General features: G+C 28.7%; 21 protein-coding genes. 19 read left to right on the plus strand and 2 right to left on the minus strand.

Annotated elements, in window-relative coordinates:
• Window positions 1-12: 12 nt before the first annotated feature.
• The 13 genes from essB to buk all read left to right on the plus strand — a co-directional run bounded on the left by essB (window position 13) and on the right by buk (window position 17,709).
• Window positions 13-1,245: a type VII secretion protein EssB gene (gene essB, locus CSPA_RS01190; protein WP_015390385.1), complete on the plus strand. Its 1,233-nt coding sequence runs from the start codon at window positions 13-15 to the stop codon at window positions 1,243-1,245.
• Window positions 1,246-1,253: 8 nt separating this feature from the next.
• Window positions 1,254-5,684 carry a type VII secretion protein EssC gene (gene essC / locus CSPA_RS01195; protein WP_015390386.1) on the plus strand — a complete coding sequence of 1,477 codons (4,431 nt, stop codon included), beginning with the start codon at window positions 1,254-1,256 and terminating at the stop codon, window positions 5,682-5,684.
• A 35-nt stretch (window positions 5,685-5,719) separates the two neighbouring features.
• Entirely contained in the window at window positions 5,720-8,095 is a 2,376-nt protein-coding gene (locus tag CSPA_RS01200; RefSeq protein WP_015390387.1) for a hypothetical protein, read from the plus strand.
• 150 nt (window positions 8,096-8,245) lie between these two features.
• Window positions 8,246-8,665, plus strand: coding sequence for a hypothetical protein (locus tag CSPA_RS01205; RefSeq protein ID WP_015390388.1), 420 nt, complete (start codon window positions 8,246-8,248; stop codon window positions 8,663-8,665).
• A gap of 11 nt (window positions 8,666-8,676) precedes the next feature.
• Complete coding sequence (locus CSPA_RS01210) at window positions 8,677-8,976, plus strand: hypothetical protein (protein ID WP_015390389.1); 300 nt, start codon at window positions 8,677-8,679, stop codon at window positions 8,974-8,976.
• Window positions 8,977-8,998: 22 nt separating this feature from the next.
• The gene (locus CSPA_RS01215) at window positions 8,999-9,310 is read left to right on the plus strand and encodes a hypothetical protein (RefSeq protein WP_015390390.1); all 312 of its coding nucleotides are present in this window, start codon (window positions 8,999-9,001) and stop codon (window positions 9,308-9,310) included.
• 61 nt (window positions 9,311-9,371) lie between these two features.
• Window positions 9,372-10,133 (plus strand): hypothetical protein, encoded by a 762-nt coding sequence (locus tag CSPA_RS01220; RefSeq protein ID WP_015390391.1) that lies wholly within the window; start codon window positions 9,372-9,374, stop codon window positions 10,131-10,133.
• Window positions 10,134-10,150: 17 nt separating this feature from the next.
• Window positions 10,151-11,923, plus strand: a complete 1,773-nt coding sequence (locus CSPA_RS01225) for an Mbeg1-like protein (protein ID WP_015390392.1) — start codon at window positions 10,151-10,153, stop codon at window positions 11,921-11,923.
• Window positions 11,924-12,033: 110 nt separating this feature from the next.
• On the plus strand, window positions 12,034-12,798 hold the full coding sequence (locus tag CSPA_RS01230; RefSeq protein ID WP_015390393.1) for a hypothetical protein: 765 nt from the start codon (window positions 12,034-12,036) through the stop codon (window positions 12,796-12,798).
• A 264-nt stretch (window positions 12,799-13,062) separates the two neighbouring features.
• The gene (locus CSPA_RS28945; protein ID WP_017810872.1) at window positions 13,063-13,674 is read left to right on the plus strand and encodes a hypothetical protein; all 612 of its coding nucleotides are present in this window, start codon (window positions 13,063-13,065) and stop codon (window positions 13,672-13,674) included.
• 60 nt (window positions 13,675-13,734) lie between these two features.
• Entirely contained in the window at window positions 13,735-15,342 is a 1,608-nt protein-coding gene (locus tag CSPA_RS01240; protein ID WP_017810871.1) for an NAD(P)/FAD-dependent oxidoreductase, read from the plus strand.
• Between the two features lie 252 nt (window positions 15,343-15,594).
• Window positions 15,595-16,503: a phosphate butyryltransferase gene (ptb, locus tag CSPA_RS01245; RefSeq protein ID WP_015390396.1), complete on the plus strand. Its 909-nt coding sequence runs from the start codon at window positions 15,595-15,597 to the stop codon at window positions 16,501-16,503.
• A 138-nt stretch (window positions 16,504-16,641) separates the two neighbouring features.
• Window positions 16,642-17,709 carry a butyrate kinase gene (buk, locus tag CSPA_RS01250; RefSeq protein ID WP_015390397.1) on the plus strand — a complete coding sequence of 356 codons (1,068 nt, stop codon included), beginning with the start codon at window positions 16,642-16,644 and terminating at the stop codon, window positions 17,707-17,709.
• A gap of 76 nt (window positions 17,710-17,785) precedes the next feature.
• On the opposite strand, the gene CSPA_RS01255 is transcribed toward buk, so the two are convergent.
• On the minus strand, window positions 17,786-19,666 hold the full coding sequence (locus CSPA_RS01255) for a hypothetical protein (protein ID WP_015390398.1): 1,881 nt from the start codon (window positions 19,664-19,666) through the stop codon (window positions 17,786-17,788).
• A gap of 20 nt (window positions 19,667-19,686) precedes the next feature.
• The gene (locus tag CSPA_RS01260; protein WP_015390399.1) at window positions 19,687-20,790 is read right to left on the minus strand and encodes a bifunctional glycosyltransferase family 2/GtrA family protein; all 1,104 of its coding nucleotides are present in this window, start codon (window positions 20,788-20,790) and stop codon (window positions 19,687-19,689) included.
• A 223-nt stretch (window positions 20,791-21,013) separates the two neighbouring features.
• On the opposite strand from CSPA_RS01260, the gene CSPA_RS01265 reads away from it, so the two are divergent.
• The 6 genes from CSPA_RS01265 (at window position 21,014) to glmM (ending at window position 26,011) form a co-directional block, all read left to right on the plus strand.
• Window positions 21,014-21,487 (plus strand): HD domain-containing protein, encoded by a 474-nt coding sequence (locus tag CSPA_RS01265; protein WP_015390400.1) that lies wholly within the window; start codon window positions 21,014-21,016, stop codon window positions 21,485-21,487.
• A gap of 13 nt (window positions 21,488-21,500) precedes the next feature.
• On the plus strand, window positions 21,501-22,310 hold the full coding sequence (folP, locus tag CSPA_RS01270; protein ID WP_015390401.1) for a dihydropteroate synthase: 810 nt from the start codon (window positions 21,501-21,503) through the stop codon (window positions 22,308-22,310).
• A gap of 12 nt (window positions 22,311-22,322) precedes the next feature.
• Window positions 22,323-23,144, plus strand: a complete 822-nt coding sequence (folK, locus tag CSPA_RS01275) for a 2-amino-4-hydroxy-6-hydroxymethyldihydropteridine diphosphokinase (protein ID WP_015390402.1) — start codon at window positions 22,323-22,325, stop codon at window positions 23,142-23,144.
• A 30-nt stretch (window positions 23,145-23,174) separates the two neighbouring features.
• Window positions 23,175-24,011: an AIM24 family protein gene (locus CSPA_RS01280; protein WP_015390403.1), complete on the plus strand. Its 837-nt coding sequence runs from the start codon at window positions 23,175-23,177 to the stop codon at window positions 24,009-24,011.
• A 132-nt stretch (window positions 24,012-24,143) separates the two neighbouring features.
• On the plus strand, window positions 24,144-24,464 hold the full coding sequence (locus CSPA_RS01285) for a YerC/YecD family TrpR-related protein (protein ID WP_015390404.1): 321 nt from the start codon (window positions 24,144-24,146) through the stop codon (window positions 24,462-24,464).
• Window positions 24,465-24,664: 200 nt separating this feature from the next.
• A complete protein-coding gene (gene glmM / locus CSPA_RS01290; RefSeq protein WP_015390405.1) occupies window positions 24,665-26,011 on the plus strand; it encodes a phosphoglucosamine mutase in 1,347 nt (448 codons plus the stop codon).
• Window positions 26,012-26,172: the final 161 nt, after the last annotated feature.

Genomic DNA, 26,172 nt, shown 5'->3' on the forward strand with positions numbered 1-26,172 from the left:
GGATAATTATAGATGAATGATAATAAATTGGAAGTAGTATTAAAAATATCAGATTTAAAAGCAAAGAACAGTATTGAAATCAATAGAATAGCATACGAGCATAGATATCTAGTTCCTTGTGAATTAGATATTCAAGAAGAAGAAGTTAAATTTATATATGATTTAAATGGATTGAAACTTTTTAGTGAGATAAAGAATGCAAAGCTTGTTGATAAATTGAGGGTAGCTATAAATATAAGTGATTTATTTGAAGTACTAGATGAATACTCATTTGATTTAAATCCTAATAATTTATATTGTGATTATAATTTTAATGTGAAGATTTTAGGAAGAGATATAAAGCTAGAAGAAGAAATTATAAATTATGAGGAAATGGTGCTTGAATATAAAAGCATAATTGGGTATATATTCAATTATGAGTACTCATATGATGATTTTTATAATGGGGGACTAGATTTAATAAAAGCTAATAAGCATATAAAAAAATATGCATTGCTTAATAGTATTAAAGAAATACGGGATGAGCTTTTAGTAGAGTTACAAGAACAAGAACGAAATCAAAGAGAAAACTATATAGAAATAAAATTAAGAAGCTTAAAAATAAGAAAATATAGTATTGTTGGTATGAGCATAATAATTTTAGGATTATTAGTATACATGATTTATAATTCTATTTTCTTAAATCCATATTATTTAAATATAATAAAAGCCAACAATTATTATATGACAAAAGATTATGAAGGTGTAATTAAAAGCCTTGAATCAACAAGAGGATTAAAGCTTGATAAAGAATCTAAGTATAAACTTGCATATTCTTATATAATATCTGAAAACCTTTCGGATGCACAAAAGAAAAATATAATAGCAAATCTAGATGCAAAAAGTGATGAAAATATTTTGGATTATTGGATTGCATTAGGAAAATCTAAATATGATGAAGCAATAGACTTATCTAAAAAGCTGCAAGATGATGAATTGACGTTATATGCTCTTTTAAATAAAGATAAATACATTCAGGATAATAATAAGATGACAGGTGAAGAAAAGCAGAAAGAAAAAGAAGCTATCAAATCTGAAATTGATAAATTAACAAAAGAGCTTAATGGAAATAATACGTTTCAAAAAAATTCAGTGAATGATAAAAAAGCTGAAAATACAAACGGAAATTCAACAAAGGAAGAAGTAGCTAAGGATAAAAATTCAAGTGAATCAAGTGGATTGAGTTTGGTTCCGAGCTCTAATTAGGAGGAAAAATGTATTACCGAAATAGTGTATTATTTTTTGTAAAAGATGTTGTAAGGGAAATTCCTTGTGATAAAAAAGTATATATAAAAGAGGACTTTACAATCGGAACTAATAGTAACTACATAGGAACAATCCTTTGTGATACTGAAAATGATAAAGTTATTTTAGATATTAATAATAGAAAAATGGAATTGGAACCTTTCGAAAAACAAGAAATTATTGAAATAGAAGATGTTTCAATCATGTATTTCATAAATGATAGAATTAAGGTTTCTACCAAAGGAAAAGACTTTATTAAGATAGGTGATTCAAAAGAAAATCAAATATCTTTGATTGAAGCTAAAGATATTAGATTAAGACTAGAGGGTAATAAATTATGCAGAGTTAATGGCAATAATACTGAAATATATGTAAATGGACGCATGAAAAAAGATAATCTAATTTCATTAAATGAAGCTGATTTAATATTAATAGACAAAATAAAAATTACATATTACAAAAATACCTTGTTAATTGAAGGAAATGAAAGATACTATGAAGCAAAACTTAAAAGAATACAAGTAAGTGAAATTAAATTTGATGGGTTTCCAGAATATAAAAGATCACCTAGAATAATTAAAATTCCACCTACAGAAGAGGTTGAATTAAAGAAGCCACCAAGCAAGGTTGAAAAGAAAAAAGGTCAGCTTGCAAGAATGATAGTTCCACCATTAGTAATGATGATTGTCACAATAGCGATAAGTATTTTAACTCCAAGAGGACTATATGTTATCATGAGTATCGCGGGTACATCTATGACTACTGTATTTTCATTAACCACTTATTTTAGTGATAAAAAGGAAATGAAAATGAAAAACAAACGTAGAGTAGAAGTATATAATGAGTATTTGCTTAACATTAGAAAAAAGTTAGATATATTAAGAAAAGAACAAATAGAATCATTGAGGTATCATAATCCATCATTAAAAGAAATAGATAAAATGACAGAATTCTATAGCAGCAGAATATATGAGAAAACATATATTGACGATGATTTTTTAAGTGTATCAATAGGAAAAGCAAGTATAGAAACAAGTTATAAAATAAAATTTTCTAATGATATTATTGAGTTGGAAAAAGATCCACTAGTTGAAAGTGCTGAAGAAGTATATAAAGAATTTAATAAAATTGATAATATGCCACTATCAATAGATTTGAAAAAAGCACATTTAGGTATAGTTGGTCAAAAAAAATACATTCATGAACAATTAAATCTTTTATTTGCACAATTAACATTATTTCAAAGTTATCATGACCTTGAAATAATATTAGTGAGCAGTATGAAAGATAGGGAAGCATTTGAATGGTTAAACTGGTATCCACATTTCAATATAAGCTCAATAAATGTAAGAGGAATTATAGATACTGAAGGGTTGAGGGATCAAGTATTTAGTAATATTTCTCAAATATTAAAAGATCGAGATATAACAAGTGAAGAAAAGAAGGATAAAGTGAAATTCTTACCACATTATTTATTTGTTATAGATGAACCAAGCTTAGTACTAAATCATTCAATAATGGAATATTTGCAAAAGTATGATTCAAATTTAGGAATTTCTATAATATACACAAGTCAATTAGAAGCAAATTTACCAGAAAACATTAAGACTATTTTTAGAATAGACAATTATGAGCAAGGAACACTTGTAATCAATGAAGGTACTTTGGTTAATAAAAAAATTGAACTAAATCATGTAGATGTGGAATTAAGTAATATATCAAGAAGATTAGCTTGTTTGCAGCATGTTAAAGGGATGACTAATCAAATTCCTAATAGTATTACTTTTTTTGAAATGTATAAAGTTAAAAAGCCTGAAGATTTCAATGTAGAAAAAAGATGGATGAATAATCAAGCTTATAAGACTTTAGCAGTTCCATTAGGGGTAAGAGGACAACAGGATTATGTGTATTTAAATCTTCATGAAAAAGCACATGGGCCACATGGACTTGTTGCAGGTACTACAGGGTCAGGTAAGAGTGAAATAGTACAATCATACATATTATCATTAGCAGTTAACTATCATCCATATGAAGTTGGATTTTTGTTAATAGATTACAAGGGTGGAGGAATGGCTGGTTTATTTAAAAAACTTCCACACTTATTAGGAACTATTACAAATTTAGATGGATCTGAAAGCATGAGAGCAATGGCCTCAATAAAAAGTGAGCTATCAAGAAGACAACAAATATTCAGTGAATATGGAGTAAACCATATTAATCAATATAATAAGTTATTTAAAAATGGTGAAGCAAAAGAACCAATTCCGCATTTATTTTTAATTTCAGATGAGTTTGCAGAATTAAAGAAAGAACAACCTGATTTCATGAGTGAATTGGTAAGTGCTGCGCGTATAGGAAGAAGTTTAGGAATACATTTAATATTAGCAACACAAAAGCCATCAGGTGTTGTTGATGATCAAATTTGGAGTAACTCTAAATTTAAATTGGCTTTAAAAGTACAAAATGAAAGTGATAGTAATGAGGTTCTTAAAACTCCCGATGCAGCCAAAATCACTCAAGCAGGAAGAGCTTATTTGCAAGTAGGAAATAATGAAGTATATGAGTTATTTCAATCAGCTTGGAGTGGAGCTGTTTATGATAATGAAGAAGATGATGAGTCTATAGATGATAGAGTTTATATAATTAATGATATTGGTCAGGGAGAACTTTTGAATAATGATTTGAGTACTGGAACAGAAGACTTGAAGCTTAAGGAAACGGAATTAGATGTAACTGTTGGTTATATGGAAAAAGCATTTGAAAAATTAGAATTGAACGAAGTGAAAAAACCTTGGTTGCCACCGTTGGAAATCAAGATAACATCACCTCATATTGATATGGATAATATAGTGGATGTAATATCCTTTGAAGAGTTAGATTTAAATGTTTCACTAGGGCTTGTAGATAAACCAGAATTTCAAACTCAGGACGAATACGAGATAAACTTTAATAAAGATGGTAATTTTATGATTTTTTCATCAGCAGGATTTGGAAAAACAACTACATTAACTACGATTATATTATCACTGGCTGTTAAAAATTCGCCCCAAAATGTACAATTCTTTATACTTGACTTTGGTAATTCAGGTTTAATACCAATGAAAGAATTACCACATACAAGGGATTATATAAAGTTTGATGACAATGTGAAGTTTGGAAAGTTTTGCAATATAGTAGATGAAGAAGTTAAGAAAAGAAAAAGATTATTAGGAGAAGCTAGTGCAGCTAATTTCAGTATATATAATGAAGTGAGTGACAGTAAATTACCAGCTTTATTTATAGTAATAGATAATTATGATGCTATAAAAGAATTTGGATTAGAAGCAGAAGATTTTATTTTGAAGTTAACTAGAGATGGTGCTGGGATAGGAATATTCACAATAATAACAGCATCTCGACAAAATGCAGTTAAGTTTGCGGTTCTAAACAATTTTAAAAATAAAATAGCTCACTATATGTTTGATGAATCAGAAATAAATTCAATTATAGGAAGAGGTAATTATAAAGTAACGGATATTCCAGGTAGGGCTATGGTTAAGCTAGAAAGTCCTAATATAATGCAGGTTTATTCAGCTGTTGAATTTAAAAATGAAATACAGTATTCAAATAATATATTAGATATTGTAAAGAAACTTAAAACTTCATATACAGGAGAAGAAGTACAAGGTATTAGAATGCTTCCAGAAGTACTTACTGCTAAGATTCTAAGAAAATTTGCAGATGAGACTAACTTTGAGAAGAAAATACCAGTTGGATTAGATGCTGAAGAGGTAAGAACTCAGTTTGTTGAATTAAATGGAATGATTCAGTTAATTATAGGAGCACCACAGACTGGTAAAACAAATCTTTTAAAAGTTTTACTTACATTGAAACAAGGTGTAGATACATATTTAATTGATTCAAAAAATGGGGAACTGTATTCCTATAGAAATGAAGTTGATAGATATATCACAACGGTTGATGAAGGAAAAGAATTCTTAGAAGAAATTCAAGAAATAACTATGAAAAGAAGAGAAGAATTTGAAAAACAAAGAATTAGTGAGCCTAGCATTATACCAAAAATGTACTATGCATCATTGAAGCCAATCTTGGTATTAATCGATGATTGCGATAATTTTATTTATAATGTAACTTCAATTAAAGATATAAATGTAAATAAGATTATAGAGGATGCAATCAATGTAGGAATCACATTTGTTGCTACTGCTCAATCAAATGGTCTCAAGGGATATGATGATTTAACAAAAATGTTTAAAGGTGCTATAAATGCAATTATTTTAGGGAATCCAAATGAGCAAAATATCATAAATGCTTATATTAGGAATCCAGAAAATGCTATAGATTTAGGTTATATTAATAACAAAGGAAGAAATAAATTGATAAAAATACCAAAGATATAAATTAAGGGATTAAAAATTAGTAAGGGGGAAAAAAGTTGAAGGGCAAATTAAAACCTGTTCTTTTGATTGCAGGTGTTATAATTTTGACTTCAGTTAGTTCGTTCCTTCTTGGAAAGCAGGTTGAGGAGAAAAAGACATTACTTGGTAAGCAAGTTCAAAATGAAGAATCTACTCAAATTGCAGTTGTCAACCAAGATATGGGAACAAACTACAAGGACAAAAGTGTAAATTATGCTTCGGATTTAATAAAATCCTTAGATAATGATTTTGTATTGACTAATAGAGATGCAGGGAAAAGTGGTTTAGAAGATGGGAAATATGGAGCAATGGTAATAATTCCAGGTAATTTTTCTCAGAATATAACAACTATAAATGAAGTTACACCGTCTAAAGTAGAAGTTTATTATGAAACTAATGATAAATTAAGTGAAGAAAATAAACTTAAAGTGACAGCTAAGGTATCAAGTTTTGAAAAGAAATTAAATAGTAAGCTTAGTTACATGTATTTATCATCTGTATTCAATGAATTGCATCAAGGGCAAGATTATGTATCAGATATATTAAAAAATGATAATACTGATTTAGATGCAATTAATTCAATAAACGATGCAGATATACTTGAAACTATAAATTTAACACAATTAGAAAGTCAAAACATTGATATAAAGGATTTAGATTTAAATAAGAATTTTGAAGAAAATAAAAAAATTATCAATGAAATTGATGAAAAATATAGAGATAGACTTTTAGAGCAAGAACAACAATTTAATGGAGTGAAAAATGAACTGTTAAAGGTCACAGGAAATAGTTCTGTTGGAATTAAGTCTTTTAGAAGTAAAATTCAAAATATGACTCCAGAGGAATTAAGACGAGCATTATCAAAACGACATAATTATAACTATGGTGTATTGTCGAGAAATAATGATGTAAATGTTAGTGAAGTTAACGAATTTATAGAAGATTTTACTAAGAAAGATGGATATATAGATGACTTAGTTAACAAATATAATCAAAATGTTTTAGCCCAAGTTGATGAAAAAGGGAAAAACGCAATTGGGAAAGCTAATGAAAATCTAGATAAAGTAAAAGAAACAACAGATTTTAGTAAGGATACGTTAGAAAACAGCACTATAAAACAATTAAAAAGTTTAAGAAGTAATATTGTACTTGGAAATGATCCTAAACTACAATCACTAAATGAAGAATATTTATTATATGGAGAAATGGTTAAGGAGCTTAGAAAGAGTAATCCAGGAGAATTTGATAGAGTTTACAATAATGTTGTTGCTGAAAATAAGATTAATTATTCTAATATATTAAAAGATCCTGCTGCAGAAAGATCTCCAGGTAATACATTTGCAAACTGGAATGATTTGAAGACATATATTACTAATATTCCAGTTGAGCAGAAAGATTCATTTGTATTAGACAGAAGCAGTAAATATAAGAATTCTAATGTAAATGCTCTTAGTTTGAATGGAAATGTAAAGACAATAGATGATGTAATTGGACAAGTAAATAGTGTTAATGATAAATTAAAGGAATGCTCAACCTCAACAAATAATCTTCAAAAGGATTCTGACTATAAATACATCAGTAATCTATTTACAGAGGATACTAAAAAAACATTAGATGAAAAATTAAAATTAAATGAGTCTCTTGTTGATGAAATAAAGGATGACTTAACAGGAAAAAATAAAAAATCATTAATTTCAACAATGCAAGCTAATAACACTAAAAATGTGGAAAGTGTAAAAGATAAAGTTGAAGCTGTGGTTGAAAAGACAGTAGCAGATGATGGTCCTATTGATGTTAATCAAGTATTAAAAATATTTGATGAAAATTATGTGAGCAGATTTGATGACTTAATTAAGAAAGTCGAAAATTTGACTAAAACTCCAAAAAGATTAAGTAAAGATAAAGAAATTTCAGAGCTTTGGGATAAATATAATAAAGCTAATGAAGATTTAAATAAAGCGGTAACTAAACAGCTTGATGATTATGGGAAAGCTGTAGAAACTTCACATGATGAAGCTGAAAAGCATGTAACTACAATGCAAGAAGACTTAAACAAAGGAATTCAGGCATCACAAAGTAAGCTTTCAGGTGCACTTCAAGATGCTAAAGAAACAAAGGAAAGCACTGCTAATTCTAATAAAGAAAAGTTAAATTCACTAGCACATGTATTATCAAATTCAAGAGTTGGTACAGTAGAAAATACAGATATGTATAATTTTATGATTAATCCTGTATCTACAATAAAAACTGAAAATTTATTGGGAAAAGTATCTGAACCAGCAAAAACAAGTAATTATGATAAAGATATTGAGATATTTATATTCGTAATACTTAGTATTTCAACAATATTAATTGGATTGTCAGTACGTAAAAGAAAGAAAAATATATTATAAAAATAAATTTAATATGAGTGAAGGATCCAGTAAGGATTTCCGAAATAATTGAAATAGTCCCTATATAGTTTTTGAAAAATTATTATATAGGGATTTTATTTAAAATTATAACCTTTGAAATTAACTAAATGAATACAGGTGAGGGATAAGATGAGTCATAAATCAATAATGAGGCAAATTAGGAAATATGAAAAATTAAAAAGTGAAACTGAAGAAGAATTAAAAATATATGAGAAAAGATTAGAAAATTTACTTGCTTTCAAAGCAAGATTTATCTCAGGAAAAGAAGAGTTTGATTATAATATAAATCATAGAAGAGTAAGAGCAGAGAACGTAGGCTCTATGTCAAAGCATATAAAATCAGGACAAGCATATTGTAAAGGCATGCTTGAGGATTTAACAGGAGAAAAATATCAAATGGCTGTCAAAAATATTAATTCTATATCAGAGAGTATAGAGATAGTAATAAAATGTCTTGAAGAAAAAATTGAAGATTTGAAAGCACAAATAGCTGAATATGATAGAATAATAGAAGATTTATATGATGAACTAGATAGAGATGATGATTAGGGGGTAAGGAGATGGCAGCAGGACAAAATTCGGGGAATTTGATAGTAATGGATGCAGATTTCTTATGTGCAGCAGAGACGATAAATAAATGTGGAGATAAGTTTAAAGGAGTAATAGATCAATATAAGCAAATAATGTTCTATATATCAGCTCATGGGTTTGTAGATGGATTAATAACTAGTAATATACTAGAAATAGAAGAAGAAGTAGATAAATATACTCTTATTGTTGACGGAATCGTTAATCAGTCAAAAATGATACTTGAAAGTTTTGCTAAGGAAATTGATTCTAATGATAATTTTAAATATTAATACAAATACAGGGAGGAAGATTATGGAAATAAAGGTGGATTTATTAAATTTGGATAATGCAAAGAGTGCATTGTCTCAATTAAAAAGCGAAATGGATACAAATTTTCCTGATAAATTAATACATATAAGTGTTGGGCAAGCATGTGACCAAGTTAATAACATGTATAATTCATTAAATAAAACAGAATTGGCTTTATTAAAATTAATTGAGACTACGCAAACATGTGTAAATAATGGAAGAATAGTTGTAACTAGAACAGATACAGAATTAGGTAATATATATGAAAAGACATATTCAGGATATATTAGTAGTGGTATGCCATCTATAAAATAGGAAATAATTATAGTTTTGATTTAGGAATAAGTGCATATTATAAAATGAAATGAGGGATTTGATGAATAAATTTTTAAGAAGAGTAAGTGCGGTAAGTATATCAATATTACTAGTTGGAATGTGTGGAGGTTGTATGAATAAAGTTAATGATAAAAATCAAAAGGATTCGAGTAAAGTAGAAGAACAAAAGGAAAATGAAGAAAGACCAAAAGGACCAGAAGCAGTAAAGGATAGAATAATAAGCTTCTTAAATGAAAAGTATGGAAAAGAGTTTATTCCCATAAGCTTAACCAATAACGATTGGCAGAATATTACTGATGAGTTATGGGTGTATCCAAAAGGCGGAGATAAAAAGAAAGATGCTTTTGGAGCCTCTGGACAAGTTCAAAATGGTAAATATACTATATATGATGATTATGTAAGTGTGTTAGTAAGAGATGAATATGAAGACAGAATTCAAAAAATTGCAAAAGAATTTTTCCCACAATGCAAGTTAGATATATCATTTGAGTTTAGCCTTCCAAACAAATTTGGAATTAATACTAAATTACAGGATATAATTGATGCTGGTTCCGAAGTCAAATATGATCCAACAGTTAGAATAATGGTTGCTCCAACATTAGGAAGTGTTGAAGAATTTGATAAAAAAGTAGATTTATTTGATCAAAAAATGGCAGATAATAAATTACAAGGAAGTCCAATAATTTTTTATTTAAAAGAGAATAATCTTGATTTGAAGTTTGAAGATATGAATATTCGGACATATCAAAAAAGAAGAGCCATTTATATAGATGAATATTTTAATATTAAAAATTTAAGTTAATATAAGAGAGGTAAAATATGTCACAAGTAAATTCAGCACAATTGACAAATGAACAATTGGCTTTATTAGATTCATTAATGTATATGGATGAAGTTAAAGATGATAAAGGAAATGTGGTAATTAAGGCAATTTCAGATAAAGATAGTAAAGATAAAACATTAGGCGAATATCTTAATAAAATAAATATAGATAAATTGCCAGCAGCGACAAAAGATTCAAATGGAAATATATCAGGTGAAATAACTAGTTATAGCAAAGAAGATTGGAAAAACTTGATAAATGCCGCTAAAAATGATGAAAAATTAAATAACTTAACAATTGAAAGTACATTACCAGATCCAAATGGTAAGAAGGCTAGCGGTGTTTGTTTTGTAGATGATAGTGGAAATGCAACAGTAGCATTTAGAGGAACAGGACAATATGAATGGTTAGATAATGGTAAGATGGCATATAGTGCAGATACAGAGCAGCAAGAATTAGCTAAAGAGTGGGTTAATAGTTTAGGGCATGATGATATAACCGTTATTGGTCATTCTAAAGGAGGAAATAAAGCAGAATATGTTACGATTGCAACTGATAAAATTGCAAGATGTGTAGCATTTGATGCACCAGGCTTTGGTGAAGAATTTTGTGATAAGTATAAGGATGAAATTGCAAATAAGAAAGATAGGATAACTTTAATAGCACCTCAAGATGGGTATGTTTGTGATTTGTTTTTTAATATTGCAGGAATTACAAAATATTATAAGACTAATGGAGGAACTACATCAGACAAGGTTGAAGATGCACTTGGTATAGTAGGTAAAAATTTAAATGGTTTTTCAAAAGATACAATATTTTCTTTAATAGGCATAGGTATAAGTGGAGAACCTACATTATTTAAAATAATAGATGATTATAATATAGTAACAGGTAATGCTGGTGAATATTGGGGGAATGCAGAACCTTTTCTAAAAAATATAGGAGTAATTGCAGGAAGAGCACATATGGCTAATTCATTTTTTACAATTCAAGGTGGAAATGCAGTATTTAATGAAGAAACTGTTCAAGATCCTGCGATGGCGCTAATTCATGATTATATAAATTTTATGGTTAAAAATGTTTCAAAAGAAGACAGGAAATGTTTAACTAAATTCTTGATGGGACAATTTCAAGGCGGCAAAGAAATGGTTAATGGCGAGGTTAAAGACATAGATTTTGGTGAATTGAAACCAGAATTTGTACTTAGAATGGCTAACTTAACTTATTTGTGGGTAGAAACTTTAGGTATTCCAGAAGATGATAAGAAAAAGTTTAAAGATGAATTAAGTAAATTTTTAAAAGGTAAAGAGAGTGCAGCAGAATTTAGTGTCATATTATCAAAAGTAGCTAATGAATCGCATAAGACTATGCTTTCAAGTTTGAAAAATGACATAAGAGATTTTACAAATGTATCAAGAGAAAATCTGATTAATTTAATAAAGGATGTAGAAGGGGATAATCCATTAGAATATAATAAATGGCCTCAATGGGATGCGGTTGATGATTTTACTAGAAGATTATTACATATTGATTACCAACATAATCAAATTAATAAATACTATGAATATTTGATTGAAAAAAATAATTTGAGTATAGATAAAATAAATAAAATATTTGATAAAGCATATGAAATAGATAATGAATATAGTGCTATGCTAATGGAACAGGATGATAAGATTAAGCAGTTTGAAGTAAGAATTGAAAAATTGGTACAAAGATTTGATACAAGTCTTATAAATGTTGATGTATCGAGTGTAAAGGTAAAATGAACTTGAAATCTTTAAAGAAATAGAATGAATAAAAAGTTAATCTAATTAGATATTGGGTTAACTTTTTATTTAAGAGTGTAATTTATATAGCTATAAAAAGAGGTACATAGATGAAAATAAGAAAAAAGATAATAATTTTAATAAGTGTATTAGCATTACTTGTAGTATTGTTTGAAGGATGTATTAATAATGTTAATGACAAAAATAAAAAGGATTTAAGTAAAGTAGAAGAACAAAAAGAAAGTGAAGAAAGACCAAAAGGGCCAGAAGAGATAAAAGATAGGATAATAAGTTTTTTAAATAAGAAATATGGGAAAGAGTTTGTGCCTATAAGTTTAATCGATAAAGATTGGCAGAATGCTAATGATGAGTTATGGGTTTATCCTAAAGGTGGAGATAGAGATAAAGATGCCTTTGTAACATATGGGGAAGTAGAAGATGGTAAATATAATGTATATGATACCTATGTTTGTCAGTTAATAAGAGGCGAATATGAGGAGAGAGTTAGAAAAATAGCAGAAGAATTTTTTCCACAATGTAAGGTTGAAGTTTTGTTTACTAGCGACACTTTTCCGAATGAATTTGAGATTAAAACTAAATTGCAGGATATAATTGGTGCTGGGGCACAAGTAAAATATAATCCCAAGGTGTTAATAATGGTTGCCCCAACATTAGGGAGTGTTGAGGAGTTTGATAAAAAAGTAGACTTGTTTGAAAAAAAGATGGCTGAAGCTAAATTGCAAGGAAGTCCAATAATTTATTATTTAAAAGAGGTAAATTTAAATTTAACATTTGATGATATGAATACAAACACATATCAAAAAAGAAGAGCTTTATATATAAAACAGGATTTTAGCATTGAAAATTATAAATAATTTATAATGAGAATTTTATGCCGCAGGAAAAGTTATCAAAAGAACAGTTAGCTCTGTTAGACTAATTAACAAACAATATTTCAAAGATAAGAAGTTGAGTGAGATAAGGTACCTTAAAGGTTATATTATAATCATGGATAATTTTATATGAATTCTGATTTTGAAATAAAAGAATAAATGGTAATTAGAGATGAAAGTAGATATGTCTCAATTGGAAAACTTGAGCGTAGGATAAAAATAATAAGTTATACGGGGGAAATAATAATGAATAAGAAAAAAATATTTGTACTAATTTTATCTATAGTAGTGGTTTTAATGTTGGTTGGATGTGGGAACAATAAAAAAAGTTCAGATACTGAGACACAAGCGAGTTCAGCAGAAAATTTAAATGAAAATAGTACTGTGAAAGATGATAAAGATAAAAAACAGGAAGAATTAAATACAAAAGATAATGAAAAGGGTGAGAGTGTTGAGACACAAGGAATTTCAGTAATATACCCTTCAGGGTGGAAAAAAGTTAAAGCTGATGGAGATGATGTTTATATCTTAGATGAAAGAGGAACGAATGTAAATTTAACAGTGGAAAGTATGAAAGGATATTCAGAAGAGCAATACAATAAAGCATCAGATATAGATGTGCGTACTAATTTACATGTTAATGATATTCAAGTTAAAGAAGCAAATTTTAATAATAAAAAAGCAAGAGTAACTTATTATGTTCAAAAAAATAGTAGAGGAGCTCTTCCTACATGCCAAGTGACTTTTTTACACAATAATACAGCATATATATTTACAATAGCAGGAACAGAAAAGATTTCTGGTGAAAATATAAAGCTTTTTGAAAATATGTTAAATACAGTTGAGTTTACAAAGTAATAATTGCAATATATACTTAAACTAATTCAATACAGTTTTTAATGGAAAGTAGTGAAAAGTATGGCCATAAGAATAAATAATATAAACTTAAACTTAGATGATGAGTTTAAGGTATTAGAAAAAAAAGTATGTAAAAAGTTAAAAATATCAAAAGAGGATATAAATAAAATAGAAATAATAAGAAAAAGCATTGATGCTAGAAAAAAGAATGATATAAAATTTACCTATAGTATAGATGTGATTTGTGATAATGAGGCTAAGATAATATCAAAAATTCATGATAAGGATGTACGATTAGAAAAAGCTGAAGAGATTGATTCAATAATACCAGGTACAGAAAAAATGGAGCACAGACCAGTAGTAATTGGATTTGGTCCAGCTGGAATTTTTGCAGCTTTGACTTTAGCAAGAAAAGGTTATAAACCGATTGTGTATGAACGAGGAGAATCTGTGGATAAAAGAACAGAAACTGTGGAAAAGTTTTGGAAAAGTGGAGAGTTAAATCTTGAATCTAATGTTCAATTTGGTGAAGGTGGAGCAGGTACATTTTCTGATGGTAAGCTGACTACGAGAATTAAAGATCATAGGTGCACATTTGTACTAGATGAATTGATAAATGCTGGGGCTCCATCAGAAATTAAGTATGAAAGTAAGGCACATGTTGGAACTGATCTTTTAAAAGGTGTAGTTAAAAACATACGTGAAGAAATAAAGCGTCTAGGTGGAGAAGTTCATTTTGATTCTAAATTAGAAAAACTATCATATGAGAATGGAAAGTTGAAAAAGATAATTGTAAGTGGGAAAGAAATACCATGTGAGGCGCTAGTTTTAGCTATAGGTCATAGTTCAAGAGATACTTATGAAATGTTACATAAAGAAAATGTTTCTATGGATGCAAAAGCATTTGCAATTGGAGTAAGAATTGAGCATCCACAAGAACTGATAAATATTAGCCAGTATGGAGAAAACCACAAGCATCCTAAATTGCAAGCTGCTGATTATAGACTAACATATCAAAGTGAAAGATTAAAAAGAGGAATTTACTCATTTTGTATGTGTCCTGGAGGAGTAGTAGTAGCGGCTGCTTCAGAAGAAGGTAGACTTGTATCTAATGGTATGAGTTATCATGCGCGAGATTTAGAAAATGCTAATTCAGCTTTAGTAGTTACTATATCTCCTGAAGATTTTGAAGGGGATTCACCACTTAGAGGTATGGAATTTCAAAGGCATTATGAAGAACTTGCATTCAAATTAGGGGGAGGCAATTATAAAGCTCCAGTACAATTAGTTGGAGACTTTTTAAAGGATAGAATATCGACTAAATTAGGAGAAGTTACTCCAAGTTATACTGCAGGATATGAATTTAAAGAATTAAAAGATTGCTTACCTAGTTATGTTATAGACGCACTTAAAGAAGGAATTTATAATTTTGATAAAAAGATAAAAGGGTATGCACGTGAAGATGCAGTATTGACAGGAATAGAAACTAGAACCTCAGCACCAGTAACGCTTAATAGGGATTCTAAGCTTGAAAGCGTAAATGTTAGTGGACTTTATCCAACAGGAGAAGGCGCTGGCTTTGCAGGTGGAATAATATCAGCTGCAGTTGATGGTATAAAAGTTGCTGAACATATAATCGAAAAATTTGCTTTACCAAAAGAAATATAAGATATATTTATGTGAGTTTGAAAAATACCAGAGAAATCTGGTATTTTTTATATCAAAAATACATTAAATTATTAAATTTGTTAAATTTTTATTTAAATTTAAAAATAATTTTCTGAAAATTTAGCATTTGTACTTATTTTTTGTTACAATAGAAAAAGGGATTATAATAACCATGATTGATATAAATTTAACAAAATATTAACCTTATATTAAATAAATAAAAAAATAATTATTAAGTAAGAGGTGCAAGAAATGAGCAAAAACTTTGACGATTTATTAGCAAGATTAAAGGAAGTTCCAACAAAGAAAGTGGCAGTGGCAGTGGCACAGGACGAGCCTGTATTAGAAGCTATTAAAGAAGCTACAGACAAAAATATAGCTCAAGCTATATTGGTTGGAGATAAGCAAAAAATACAAGAAATAGCAAAAAAGATAGACTTAGATTTATCAAACTATGAAATAATGGATATTGCAGATCCTAAGAAAGCTACCTTAGAAGCAGTAAAATTAGTTTCAAGCGGTCATGCAGACATGTTAATGAAAGGTTTAGTTGATACTGCTACATTTTTAAGAAGCGTATTAAATAAGGAAGTTGGATTAAGAACAGGAAAGTTAATGTCACACGTTGCAGTGTTTGATATTGAAGGTTGGGATAGACTATTATTTTTAACAGATGCAGCCTTTAATACATATCCAGAATTAAAGGATAAAGTTGGAATGATTAATAATGCAGTTGTAGTTGCACATGCTTGTGGAATAGATGTTCCTAAGGTAGCATCTATATGCCCAGTAGAAGTAGTGAATACAAGTATGCCTTCAACTGTAGATGCAGCATTATTAGCAAAAATGAGTGATAGAGGACAATTTAAAGGTTGTATAGTTGATGGACCTTTTGCTTTAGATAATGCAATATCAGAAGAAGCAGCTCATCATAAAGGTGTTACAGGAAATGTTGCAGGTAAAGCAGATGTATTATTATTACCAAATATAGAAACAGCAAATGTTATGTATAAAACATTAACATATTTCTCTAAATCAAGAAATGGTGGATTATTAGTGGGAACATCAGCACCAGTTATCTTAACTTCAAGAGCAGATTCTTTTGAAACAAAAGTTAACTCTATTGCTTTAGCAGCATTAGTTGCAGCAAAAAATAAGTAAAATTAACATATAAAAAGCTATGATAAATTAATAAAAATGTTCCTATAGAATTACAAAATTCTATAGGAGTTCATTTGATAAATTGAGATTATGAAACTGTATAATAAGCAGTAACAATTAAATTGAGGGGGATTTACAATGTCATATAAGTTATTAATAATCAATCCAGGATCAACATCAACAAAGATTGGTGTATATGAAAATGAAAAGGAATTATTTGAAGAAACCTTAAGACATACAAATGAAGAAATAAAAAGGTATGATACTATATATGATCAATTTGGGTTTAGAAAAGAAGTTATATTAAACGTTCTCAAAGAAAAGAACTTTGATATAAAAACATTAAGTGCAGTTGTTGGTAGAGGTGGAATGCTTAAGCCAGTAGAAGGTGGAACTTATGCAGTTAATGATGCTATGGTAGAAGATTTAAAGGTTGGAGTTCAAGGACCACATGCTTCTAACCTTGGGGGAATCATTGCTAAATCTATAGGAGATGAATTAAATATACCTTCATTTATTGTAGATCCAGTTGTTACAGATGAATTGGCAGAGGTAGCTAGATTATCAGGAGTGCCAGAACTTCCAAGAAAAAGCAAATTCCATGCACTTAATCAAAAAGCAGTAGCGAAAAGATATGGAAAAGAAAGTGGACAAGGATATGAAAATTTAAATCTTGTTGTTGTACATATGGGTGGAGGCGTTTCTGTTGGAGCTCATAACCATGGAAAAGTAGTTGATGTAAATAATGCATTAGATGGAGATGGTCCATTTTCACCAGAAAGAGCTGGATCAGTTCCAATTGGTGATTTAATTAAGATGTGTTTTAGTGGAAAATACAGTGAAGCAGAGGTATATGGAAAAGTAGTTGGAAAAGGTGGCTTTGTTGGATACCTAAACACAAATGATGTAAAAGGTGTTATAGATAAAATGGAAGCAGGAGATAAAGAATGTGAAGCAATTTATAAAGCATTTGTTTATCAAATTGCAAAAGCAATTGGGGAAATGTCAGTTGTATTAGAAGGTAAGGTTGATCAAATTATCTTTACTGGTGGAATTGCATATTCACCAACTCTTGTTCCAGATCTTAAAGCAAAAGTTGAATGGATAGCTCCAGTTACAGTTTATCCAGGAGAAGACGAATTATTAGCTTTAGCTCAAGGTGCTATAAGAGTTCTTGATGGGGAAGAAAAAGCTAAGGTATATTAATAATATTAAAGTAAAGGCATTTTGAAATACTTTCAAAATGCCTTTTTATAGCTCATATCAAGAATACTTTTCTGATTTAGGCTATTTTTTCTATTCTAATTTGTTCATTTTCATGAATAATTTTGTACAAGATTCCATCCTTTTCATTTGTAACTTTGATGTTGTTATTATTTAACTCATTCCAAAATATTTCATCATTTTCAGCCATTATTATGTAATTTCTCTTAGCTAAGAACTCTAGGAATTTCTTTTTATCGCTATTTATCAAATTTACATCTATAACATTTAGATCATTTGTAAGCATTTCATATTTTCCAAGAGCTAAATAAAAACCAGTTGTATTATCCTTATCTCCATTATAGATTAATATAGACTCATCTCTTCCTAAATAGTTTTTAACTTTTTCACAGGCTTTTTTGACATCAATTCTTCTAAATTCCTGCTCATTTGGTCTTATGAACAATTGCTTCATACCTGTTCTTACGATATAGAAATTTGGAAGGATAATCATACAGCATATAAGAAGTAGGAGTAATTTTTCAAAAAGAGGCCTCCTTTTATTTGTATTATTTGCAGTAGTAATATGTTCTAAAAGTTTATTAATTGAATTTATTCCACAAATAAGTTGTGTGGATGCAAATAATATGATTGCACTACAAAAATACCTGTCAAAAGAAGCTAAATTAACAGCTTCTGCCTCTGGCATTATTAATAAGTACATTAAGAATTCACCAATAAGGTATGCTACTAACATACAATTACTTAAAGCTAAGGCTTTAAGCTGGAGTGAAGCTCTTTTCTTCAATAATATATAATATATTATTGAAATCAATATAGAAATAGCATTAACAGATATTAATAATTGAGTGTTAATTGAATGTATATCGAAAACTCTATTTATAAATTTAGCTGGCAATGTTTTTACAAACTCGTGAGAGTGAGAATTATAGGTTTCTTTCAACTTGCTCTTAGAGATGGCAAATTTATTTGATTCATAGGCAGTTGATGGATAGGCTTTCTTCACATAATTTGCCCATGAACTTGAAAAAAGTAATGGTACCCATACTAAAAGTATAATTAATGGTAAGATAATTTTTAATTCTTTAATATTTTTTTTGAAAGCTTTAAGTTGAGTGTTACTAAAAAGTACAAATAAAATACATATAAAAAAGAATAACTTACCAGAGTCTTTAGTCAAGACTAGAAAACTTAATAGTGGCAAATTGACAAAAACATTTTTCTTAATATCATTTCTATAATAATAAGTGACAATAATAGATGCACTAGCTAGAAACCCTAAAATGCCATCAACTAACAAATTATAAATATGCAAGGTTGTATCATCAAAGGATAACATTGATATAGTTATAAAAATTATTGTAAAAGATAAAGAATTAAAAAATACTTTTTTTAAATTGTCTTTCCATAAAAAAGTAGCTAGAATGCTTATTACTAAAATAGCTTGTGCAACTAAAGCATGTCCTTCACTATATCCTATAATTTTGCAAAAGTAATAAATAAATATTGCTGTTGCAGGAGGATAGTTTTGAAAAGTTATTGTTGTATTCATATTCGGAAGACTGTCAAAGTAAAACATTTCTTTAACTATTTTCCCAAAGTGAGTGAAGTTATCATAATGAAAATATGATAAATCTTTTAATAAGAACCCAAAATATAATGCTCCTATTAAAAAGAATATTATAGCTGGACATAAAAAAAACTTCATTGAAAAGTTTTTTCTCAAGGCCTGAACAATGAAATAAATAAAAAGCAATAAGCCAGCTATATTTATAATTTGGACTGATAATTCAAGCTGATTAGCAAGTCCAAAAATATAAACTATACCTGTAATAGAAGTAATTATTGTTACTGGAATAAAGGCAGAATTAATTTTAAATTTATGATAGATTAATGCTGCATAACCAATAAAGACTGCAAGTATTAAAAGCATTTCCATTTTTATTAATGTCCTCCTTTTTAGATATCCTCTGCTTTTTCAAAGGAGGTTCTCTTTTTAAATACCCATTCTCTTTGAATTTGAAAGCTTAACATAAATAGAATGAAATCAACAATGATTTTTACAAAGGTTGGATATGCTTTTATAAGCATTGTACCTAAATATACACCACCATAAGAAAGCAACATTTGCGTAATACAAAGGGTATAATATCTTGCAACAGCTGGTTTATTGTCTTCTTTATGTTCAAAAACCATATTTTTATTTATTAAAAAGTTAATAATTGAAGATGAAATTCTTGCTAAAACTGTTGATAACAGTATTCTAACATCTAAGTCTAAAGTTTTAAGCAAAGAATAAACTAATGTAAATAATAACAAATCAGCAATGGATGATAAAAATGAAGCTGATGTAAATTTTAAAATTAATATGTAAATTTTTATAGAATCCTTAAAGGGATTAAAATGGGAAGTTTTGTTTTCTTCAATGTAAACAGTCTTAATTTTAATCTCTTTTATGTTAATACTATTATTTTTGGCTTTTATGAGCATATTGGTTTCAAATTCAAATCGCTCACCTTCCATATCCAAAAATGTAGAAAGATATTTAATTGGAATTGCTCTAAGACCTGTTTGTGTATCAGTTACATTTATACCACACAATGCCTTTAAGGTGAAGCGAGTGAGTTTATTTCCAAAACTACTTCTAAATGGTACAGTATCATGATCAAAATCTCTTGCACCTAATATTAGAGAATCATTTGATTCACTCAATTCTTTAGCAATACTTACTATATCATCTATGTGATGTTGATTGTCTCCATCAACAGTAATAACTCCATTACAAGAATCCTTATAATTTATTAAACAATAATTAAATGCAGTTTTTAAAGCACGACCTTTACCTAAATTGATACTGTGCTCTAAAAGTATGCATTTATCATATTTGTGTATTATATCATTGAAAATTTTTTTGTTTTCTTTTGAACTACCATCATCAACTAAAATGACACGATTAAAACCTATATCAATTACTGCAGCTACTACCTGAGGTAATTTTTCATCTGGATCTAGAGACGGAATGATTATAGGTGTATCTTTCCAGTCATTTTCTTTATATTCCATAACTGTTTCTCCTTTTTAGCCTGTGTTTCCTTATATATTATATCATTTCTGTTTATTTAATCTATACTAGTATTTTCCAGTTTACATTATATAGGAATAATTAACTTCAAAAGTGAGGAATAATTTAATATAGTTATATTTTTAATTATATGTTGATGATATAATAATAAAAAAGTAAGGATAGTTATAGACTAGTTAATATTAAAAATAATTGGGGTAGAATATGAAAAGATTTAATTCCATCTTAAATGATGAACAATATATATATTACTTAAAAATAATTAAGAAACTTGAAAAGGGTAGAAAATTCTGCAAACATAATTTAAAGCATTTTTTAGATGTAGCAAGAATTGCTCAATTAATTAATTTAGAAGAAAATTTAGGTTTTGAAAGAGAAATAATATACGTAACAGCAATTTTACATGATATAGGAAAGTGGATTCAATATGAAAATGGAACACCACATGAGATAGCTTCGTGGGAGTTAGCAGAGGAATTTCTGGAAGCTTATAGCTTCTCTGAAGAGGAAAGTGAAATTATAAAACAGGGAATATTAGGACATAGAAATAAAACAAGTCAAGGTTTTTCAGGTCTTATTTATAAAGCAGATAAACTCTCACGGTTGTGTGTAAGCTGTAAGGCTAAAGCTGAATGTAACTGGAGTGATGAAAAAAAGAACTTGGAAATACTTTACTAGGAGGAATTATAGAATGAAAATAGGTAATAAGGAATTTGAAATTGGGAAAAGGACATACATAATGGGAATTTTAAATTTCACACCTGATTCTTTTTCTGATGGAGGAAAATTTAATAATATAGATATGGCTTTAGAGCATGTAAGAAAAATGATTGAAGAGGGAGCTGACATAATAGATGTAGGAGGAGAATCTACAAGACCTAATCACACACCTGTAGAAGAAGCAGAAGAAATTAATAGAGTAGTTCCTATAATAAAAGCAATAAGAGAAAAATTTGATATTCCAATATCAATTGATACATATAAAGCAAAGGTTGCCGAAAAGGCTATAGAAGCAGGAGCTGATTTAATTAATGATGTATGGGGCTTTAAAATGGATAAGGATATGGCAAAAGTTGCAGCGAAATTTAATGTGCCTTGCTGTCTTATGCATAATAGGACTAATACAGATTATAAGGATTTAATGGGTGAGATACTCGAAGACTTAAGAGAATGTATAAAAATAGCTAAGGAAGCTGGAGTTAACGATGAAAATATAATATTAGATCCAGGTATAGGATTTGGGAAAACTTATGAGCAGAATTTAGAAACAATGAATAATTTGGAGCGAATTAAGGAATTAGGATATCCTATATTACTTGGAACATCAAGAAAGTCTATAATAGGATTAACTTTAAATCTACCGTCAGAAGAGAGAATTGAAGGAACTATAGCTACAACAGTTATTGGTATAATGAAAGATGCTTGTGACTTTGTTAGAGTTCATGACGTATTGGAAAACTTTAGAGCAGCAAAAATGACAGATGCAATAGTTAGAGAATAGGATGGATGTATTTTGGATAAAATGTATATAAGGAATATGGAATTATTTGGCTTTCATGGAGTTTTTGAAGAAGAAAAAAAACTAGGTCAAAAATTTATTTTATCATTAGAATTAGATTTGAACTTAAAATTAGCAGGCAAAAGTGGAGATTTAACAAAATCTGTACACTATGGCGAGTTATGCGAATTAGTAGAAAAGGAATTTAATAGAGAAAAGTATGATCTTATTGAGACAGCAGCTTTAAAAATGGCAGAATGTATTTTAAAGGAATATAAAATAATAGAAGGCGTGAAAGTGTTTTTGAAAAAGCCTTGGGCACCAATAAAAAAACATTTGGATACAATTGAAATAATGATTGAGAAAAAAAGACATAAAGCATATATAGGGTTAGGTTCTAATATTGGAGATAAAGAAAAATATTTAAATGAAGCAATCAATAAAATATCTAATGAAGAGAGTATTGAAGTATTAAAGAAATCTTCATTTATTACAACAAAACCGTGGGGATATTTAGAACAAGAAGATTTTTTAAATTCTGTTATTGAAATTGAAACAACTCTTGAAGTTGAAGAACTTATGGATTTATTATTAGAATTCGAAGCTGAATTAGATAGAAAAAGAACAATTAAGTGGGGACCAAGAACTATCGATTTAGATATTATTATGTATGATGAAATTATATCTTCTAATGAAAAGGTGGTTTTACCACATCCAAGAATGCATCAAAGAGAATTTGTATTAAAGCCGTTAAATGAAATAGCACCATATCTTATGCATCCTGTACTACATAAAAGAATATTTACATTATTGGAGGAATTAACTTTAAATAATTAATTAGAAATTTTGATAAGATAGGAGTAATTTATGAGAAGTTCACTAAAGTTTACAAATAAATTAAAGATGTTATCTGAAATGGAATATGAATCTAAATTTCAAGTATTGGAATATGAAGATTTAGACGGGGCTACAGATGTGCAGACAGCTTTTGGACTAAACATAATAAAACAAAGTGGTATAAAGTTAAAACAAGTTAGAATAATATTAGATGATAGCACAGTGAAACTTGAACCGGGAACATTGAGTTATATGAAAGGAAATATAGAGATACAAAGCAGATCTGGTGGCTTAATAGGGTTTGGAAAAAAAATAATATCAAGTAAGTTAACAGGTGAAACGGCATTTAAACCAATCTATAGTGGTACAGGTGAGATATTTTTAGAGCCTTCTTTTGGGCACTTTGCCTTAATAGAATTGGAAGATGACGAGATAATTTTAAGTGATGATATGTTCTATGCATGTGAGGAAGGCGTAGAAGTTAATGCAGCGGCACAAAGGTCTGCCTCAGCTGTATTTTTAGGTAATGAAGGTCTTTATCAAACTAGACTAGAAGGCAATGGAATTGTAGCAATTAAAGTTCCTGTTCCAGAGAATGAAATATTTAAGTGTGTACTAATTAATGATACCTTGAAGGTAGATGGAAGTTTGGCTATTTTAAGGACTGGAAATATTGAGTTCTCGGTGGAAAAATCATCAAAATCAATTATGGGAACAGCTATTAGCGGAGAAGGTATAGTAAACGTATATAGAGGAACGGGTGAAGTATGGTTAGTTCCTACAAAAAATATCTATAGTGAGTTAAAGCTGAAGGGTGCTCACAAAGCAAACAAGTTGGAAACTGAGTTAGAAGATGAAGATGTTTAATAATATAGACTATTTTGGAATGCATTTATAAGATAATCAGTGTGTAAAATTGCTTTTGCATATTAAAGTTGTAAAGGGAATTATAGATAAGTATAATTATAGATGTAAATAGTTATACAATGAGGTGATAAAGTGAGTTCTTTTGAATCAAAAATTAAGAGTCCAGAGTTAGATATTTTTTTTAAAGCAATTTTAGAACTAAAGAATATAGATGAATGTTATAGATTTTTTGAAGATGTGGCAACTATAAATGAAGTTAAAGCTTTGGCACAAAGGTTACATGTAGCAGCATTACTTAAAAACAAAAAGACTTATTCAGAAATTGCAGAAGTAACAGGAGCAAGTACAGCAACTATCAGCAGAGTTAATAGATGTTTGAATTATGGAAGTGATGGATATAATACCGTACTTGAAAGATTAAAAGATAACAAAGAAATTGATATGAACTATTAGAATTATAAAAAATTGTATTCAATTTAAAAATAAAAAGTATTAAAATAAATAGAAGATTGTAAATATTATTTAAAAATATTATACTATTTAAGGTAAAGCAAATGAAGAGATAATAATTATATATTGTTTTTTATAATAAGAGCTATAAAATATGTGGTTAATGTAGCAATTATAACAGAATGAAAAAGTGAGGTAAAATTATGGGTAGAATGTTTGGAACTGATGGTGTTAGAGGAGTTGCAAATACAGAATTGACAGCAATAACAGCATATAATCTTGGAAGAGCTGGTGCATATGTATTAACAGAAGGAGCTCATAAGCCTAAGATATTAGTTGCAAAAGATACAAGAATATCAGGTGATATGCTAGAATCAGCATTGATAGCAGGAATATTATCAGTTGGAGCTGAAGCAGTAGTGCTTGGAGTAGTGCCAACACCAGCAGTAGCATATTTAACAAGAAAATATGGTGCAGATGCAGGTGTCATGATTTCAGCATCACATAATCCTGTAGAGTATAATGGTATTAAATTTTTTGATGACAAAGGGTACAAGCTTTCAGATGAATTAGAAGATGAAATCCAAAGAATTATAGAAAGTGATTTTGAAGGAGTGCCTAATCCAGTTGGGACAGACTTAGGAAGAGAAACTATAGAAGTATCCGCATTAGATGATTATATAGAATTCGCTAAGGACACAATTCCATACAATTTAAAAGGTCTAAAGGTAGCTTTAGATTGTGCAAATGGAGCATCGTATAAATCCTCAGTAAAAGCATTTAGAGAATTAGGTGCTGAAGTTTTTGTAGTTAATGATAATCCAGATGGAACAAATATAAATGAAAATTGTGGGTCAACACATCCAGAAGAATTGATGGAATATGTTGTGAAAAAGAAATGTGATTTAGGGTTTGCCTTTGATGGTGATGCAGATAGATGTTTAGCAGTAGATGAAAAAGGGAATTTAATAAATGGTGATTTCATATTAATGTTATGTGCTAAGTATTTAAAAGAAATTGGAAAATTAAAAGATAATACTTTAGTAGTAACTGTTATGAGTAATCTTGGATTAGATCTTGCATGTAAAAAAGAAGGAATAAATCTTGTTAAAACTAGTGTTGGAGATAGATACGTTTTAGAAGAGATGGTAAAAGAAAAATATGTTTTAGGTGGAGAACAATCTGGACATGTAATATTTTTAGATTATAATTCAACTGGAGATGGATTAGTTACAGCTCTTCAAATTGCAAGCATTGTTAAGAAAAAAGAAACTCCATTATCAGAATTGTGTTCTATAATGAAAGAATTACCACAAGTATTAGCAAATGCTACAGTACCAAATGATAAAAAAGATTTATATCTAACAGATAATGAAATACAAAGTCAAATAAAGAAAATAGAAGATGCATTAAATGGTGTTGGAAGAGTTTTAATAAGACCTTCAGGAACAGAACCATTAGTTAGAGTAATGCTTGAAGGAGAAGATCAAGCAGAAATAGATAAAATGGCTCATGATTTAGCAAATTTAATTGAGAAAAAATATAATTAAGCAGTTTATTTAGAATATATTAAGCAGTAGATAACTTTTTGAGTAAAACCAAAATATCTGCTGCTTTTTTTAGGAAGAAATCATTCTTTTATTACTTATTTAAGAAGATTCTTAAGAAAAGGTAACTATTAATGGATATATAAAATTATATGAGGAGGCTT

Origin of the sequence: Clostridium saccharoperbutylacetonicum N1-4(HMT), assembly GCF_000340885.1 — a bacterium.
Taxonomy (GTDB): Bacteria; Bacillota; Clostridia; order Clostridiales; family Clostridiaceae; genus Clostridium; species Clostridium saccharoperbutylacetonicum.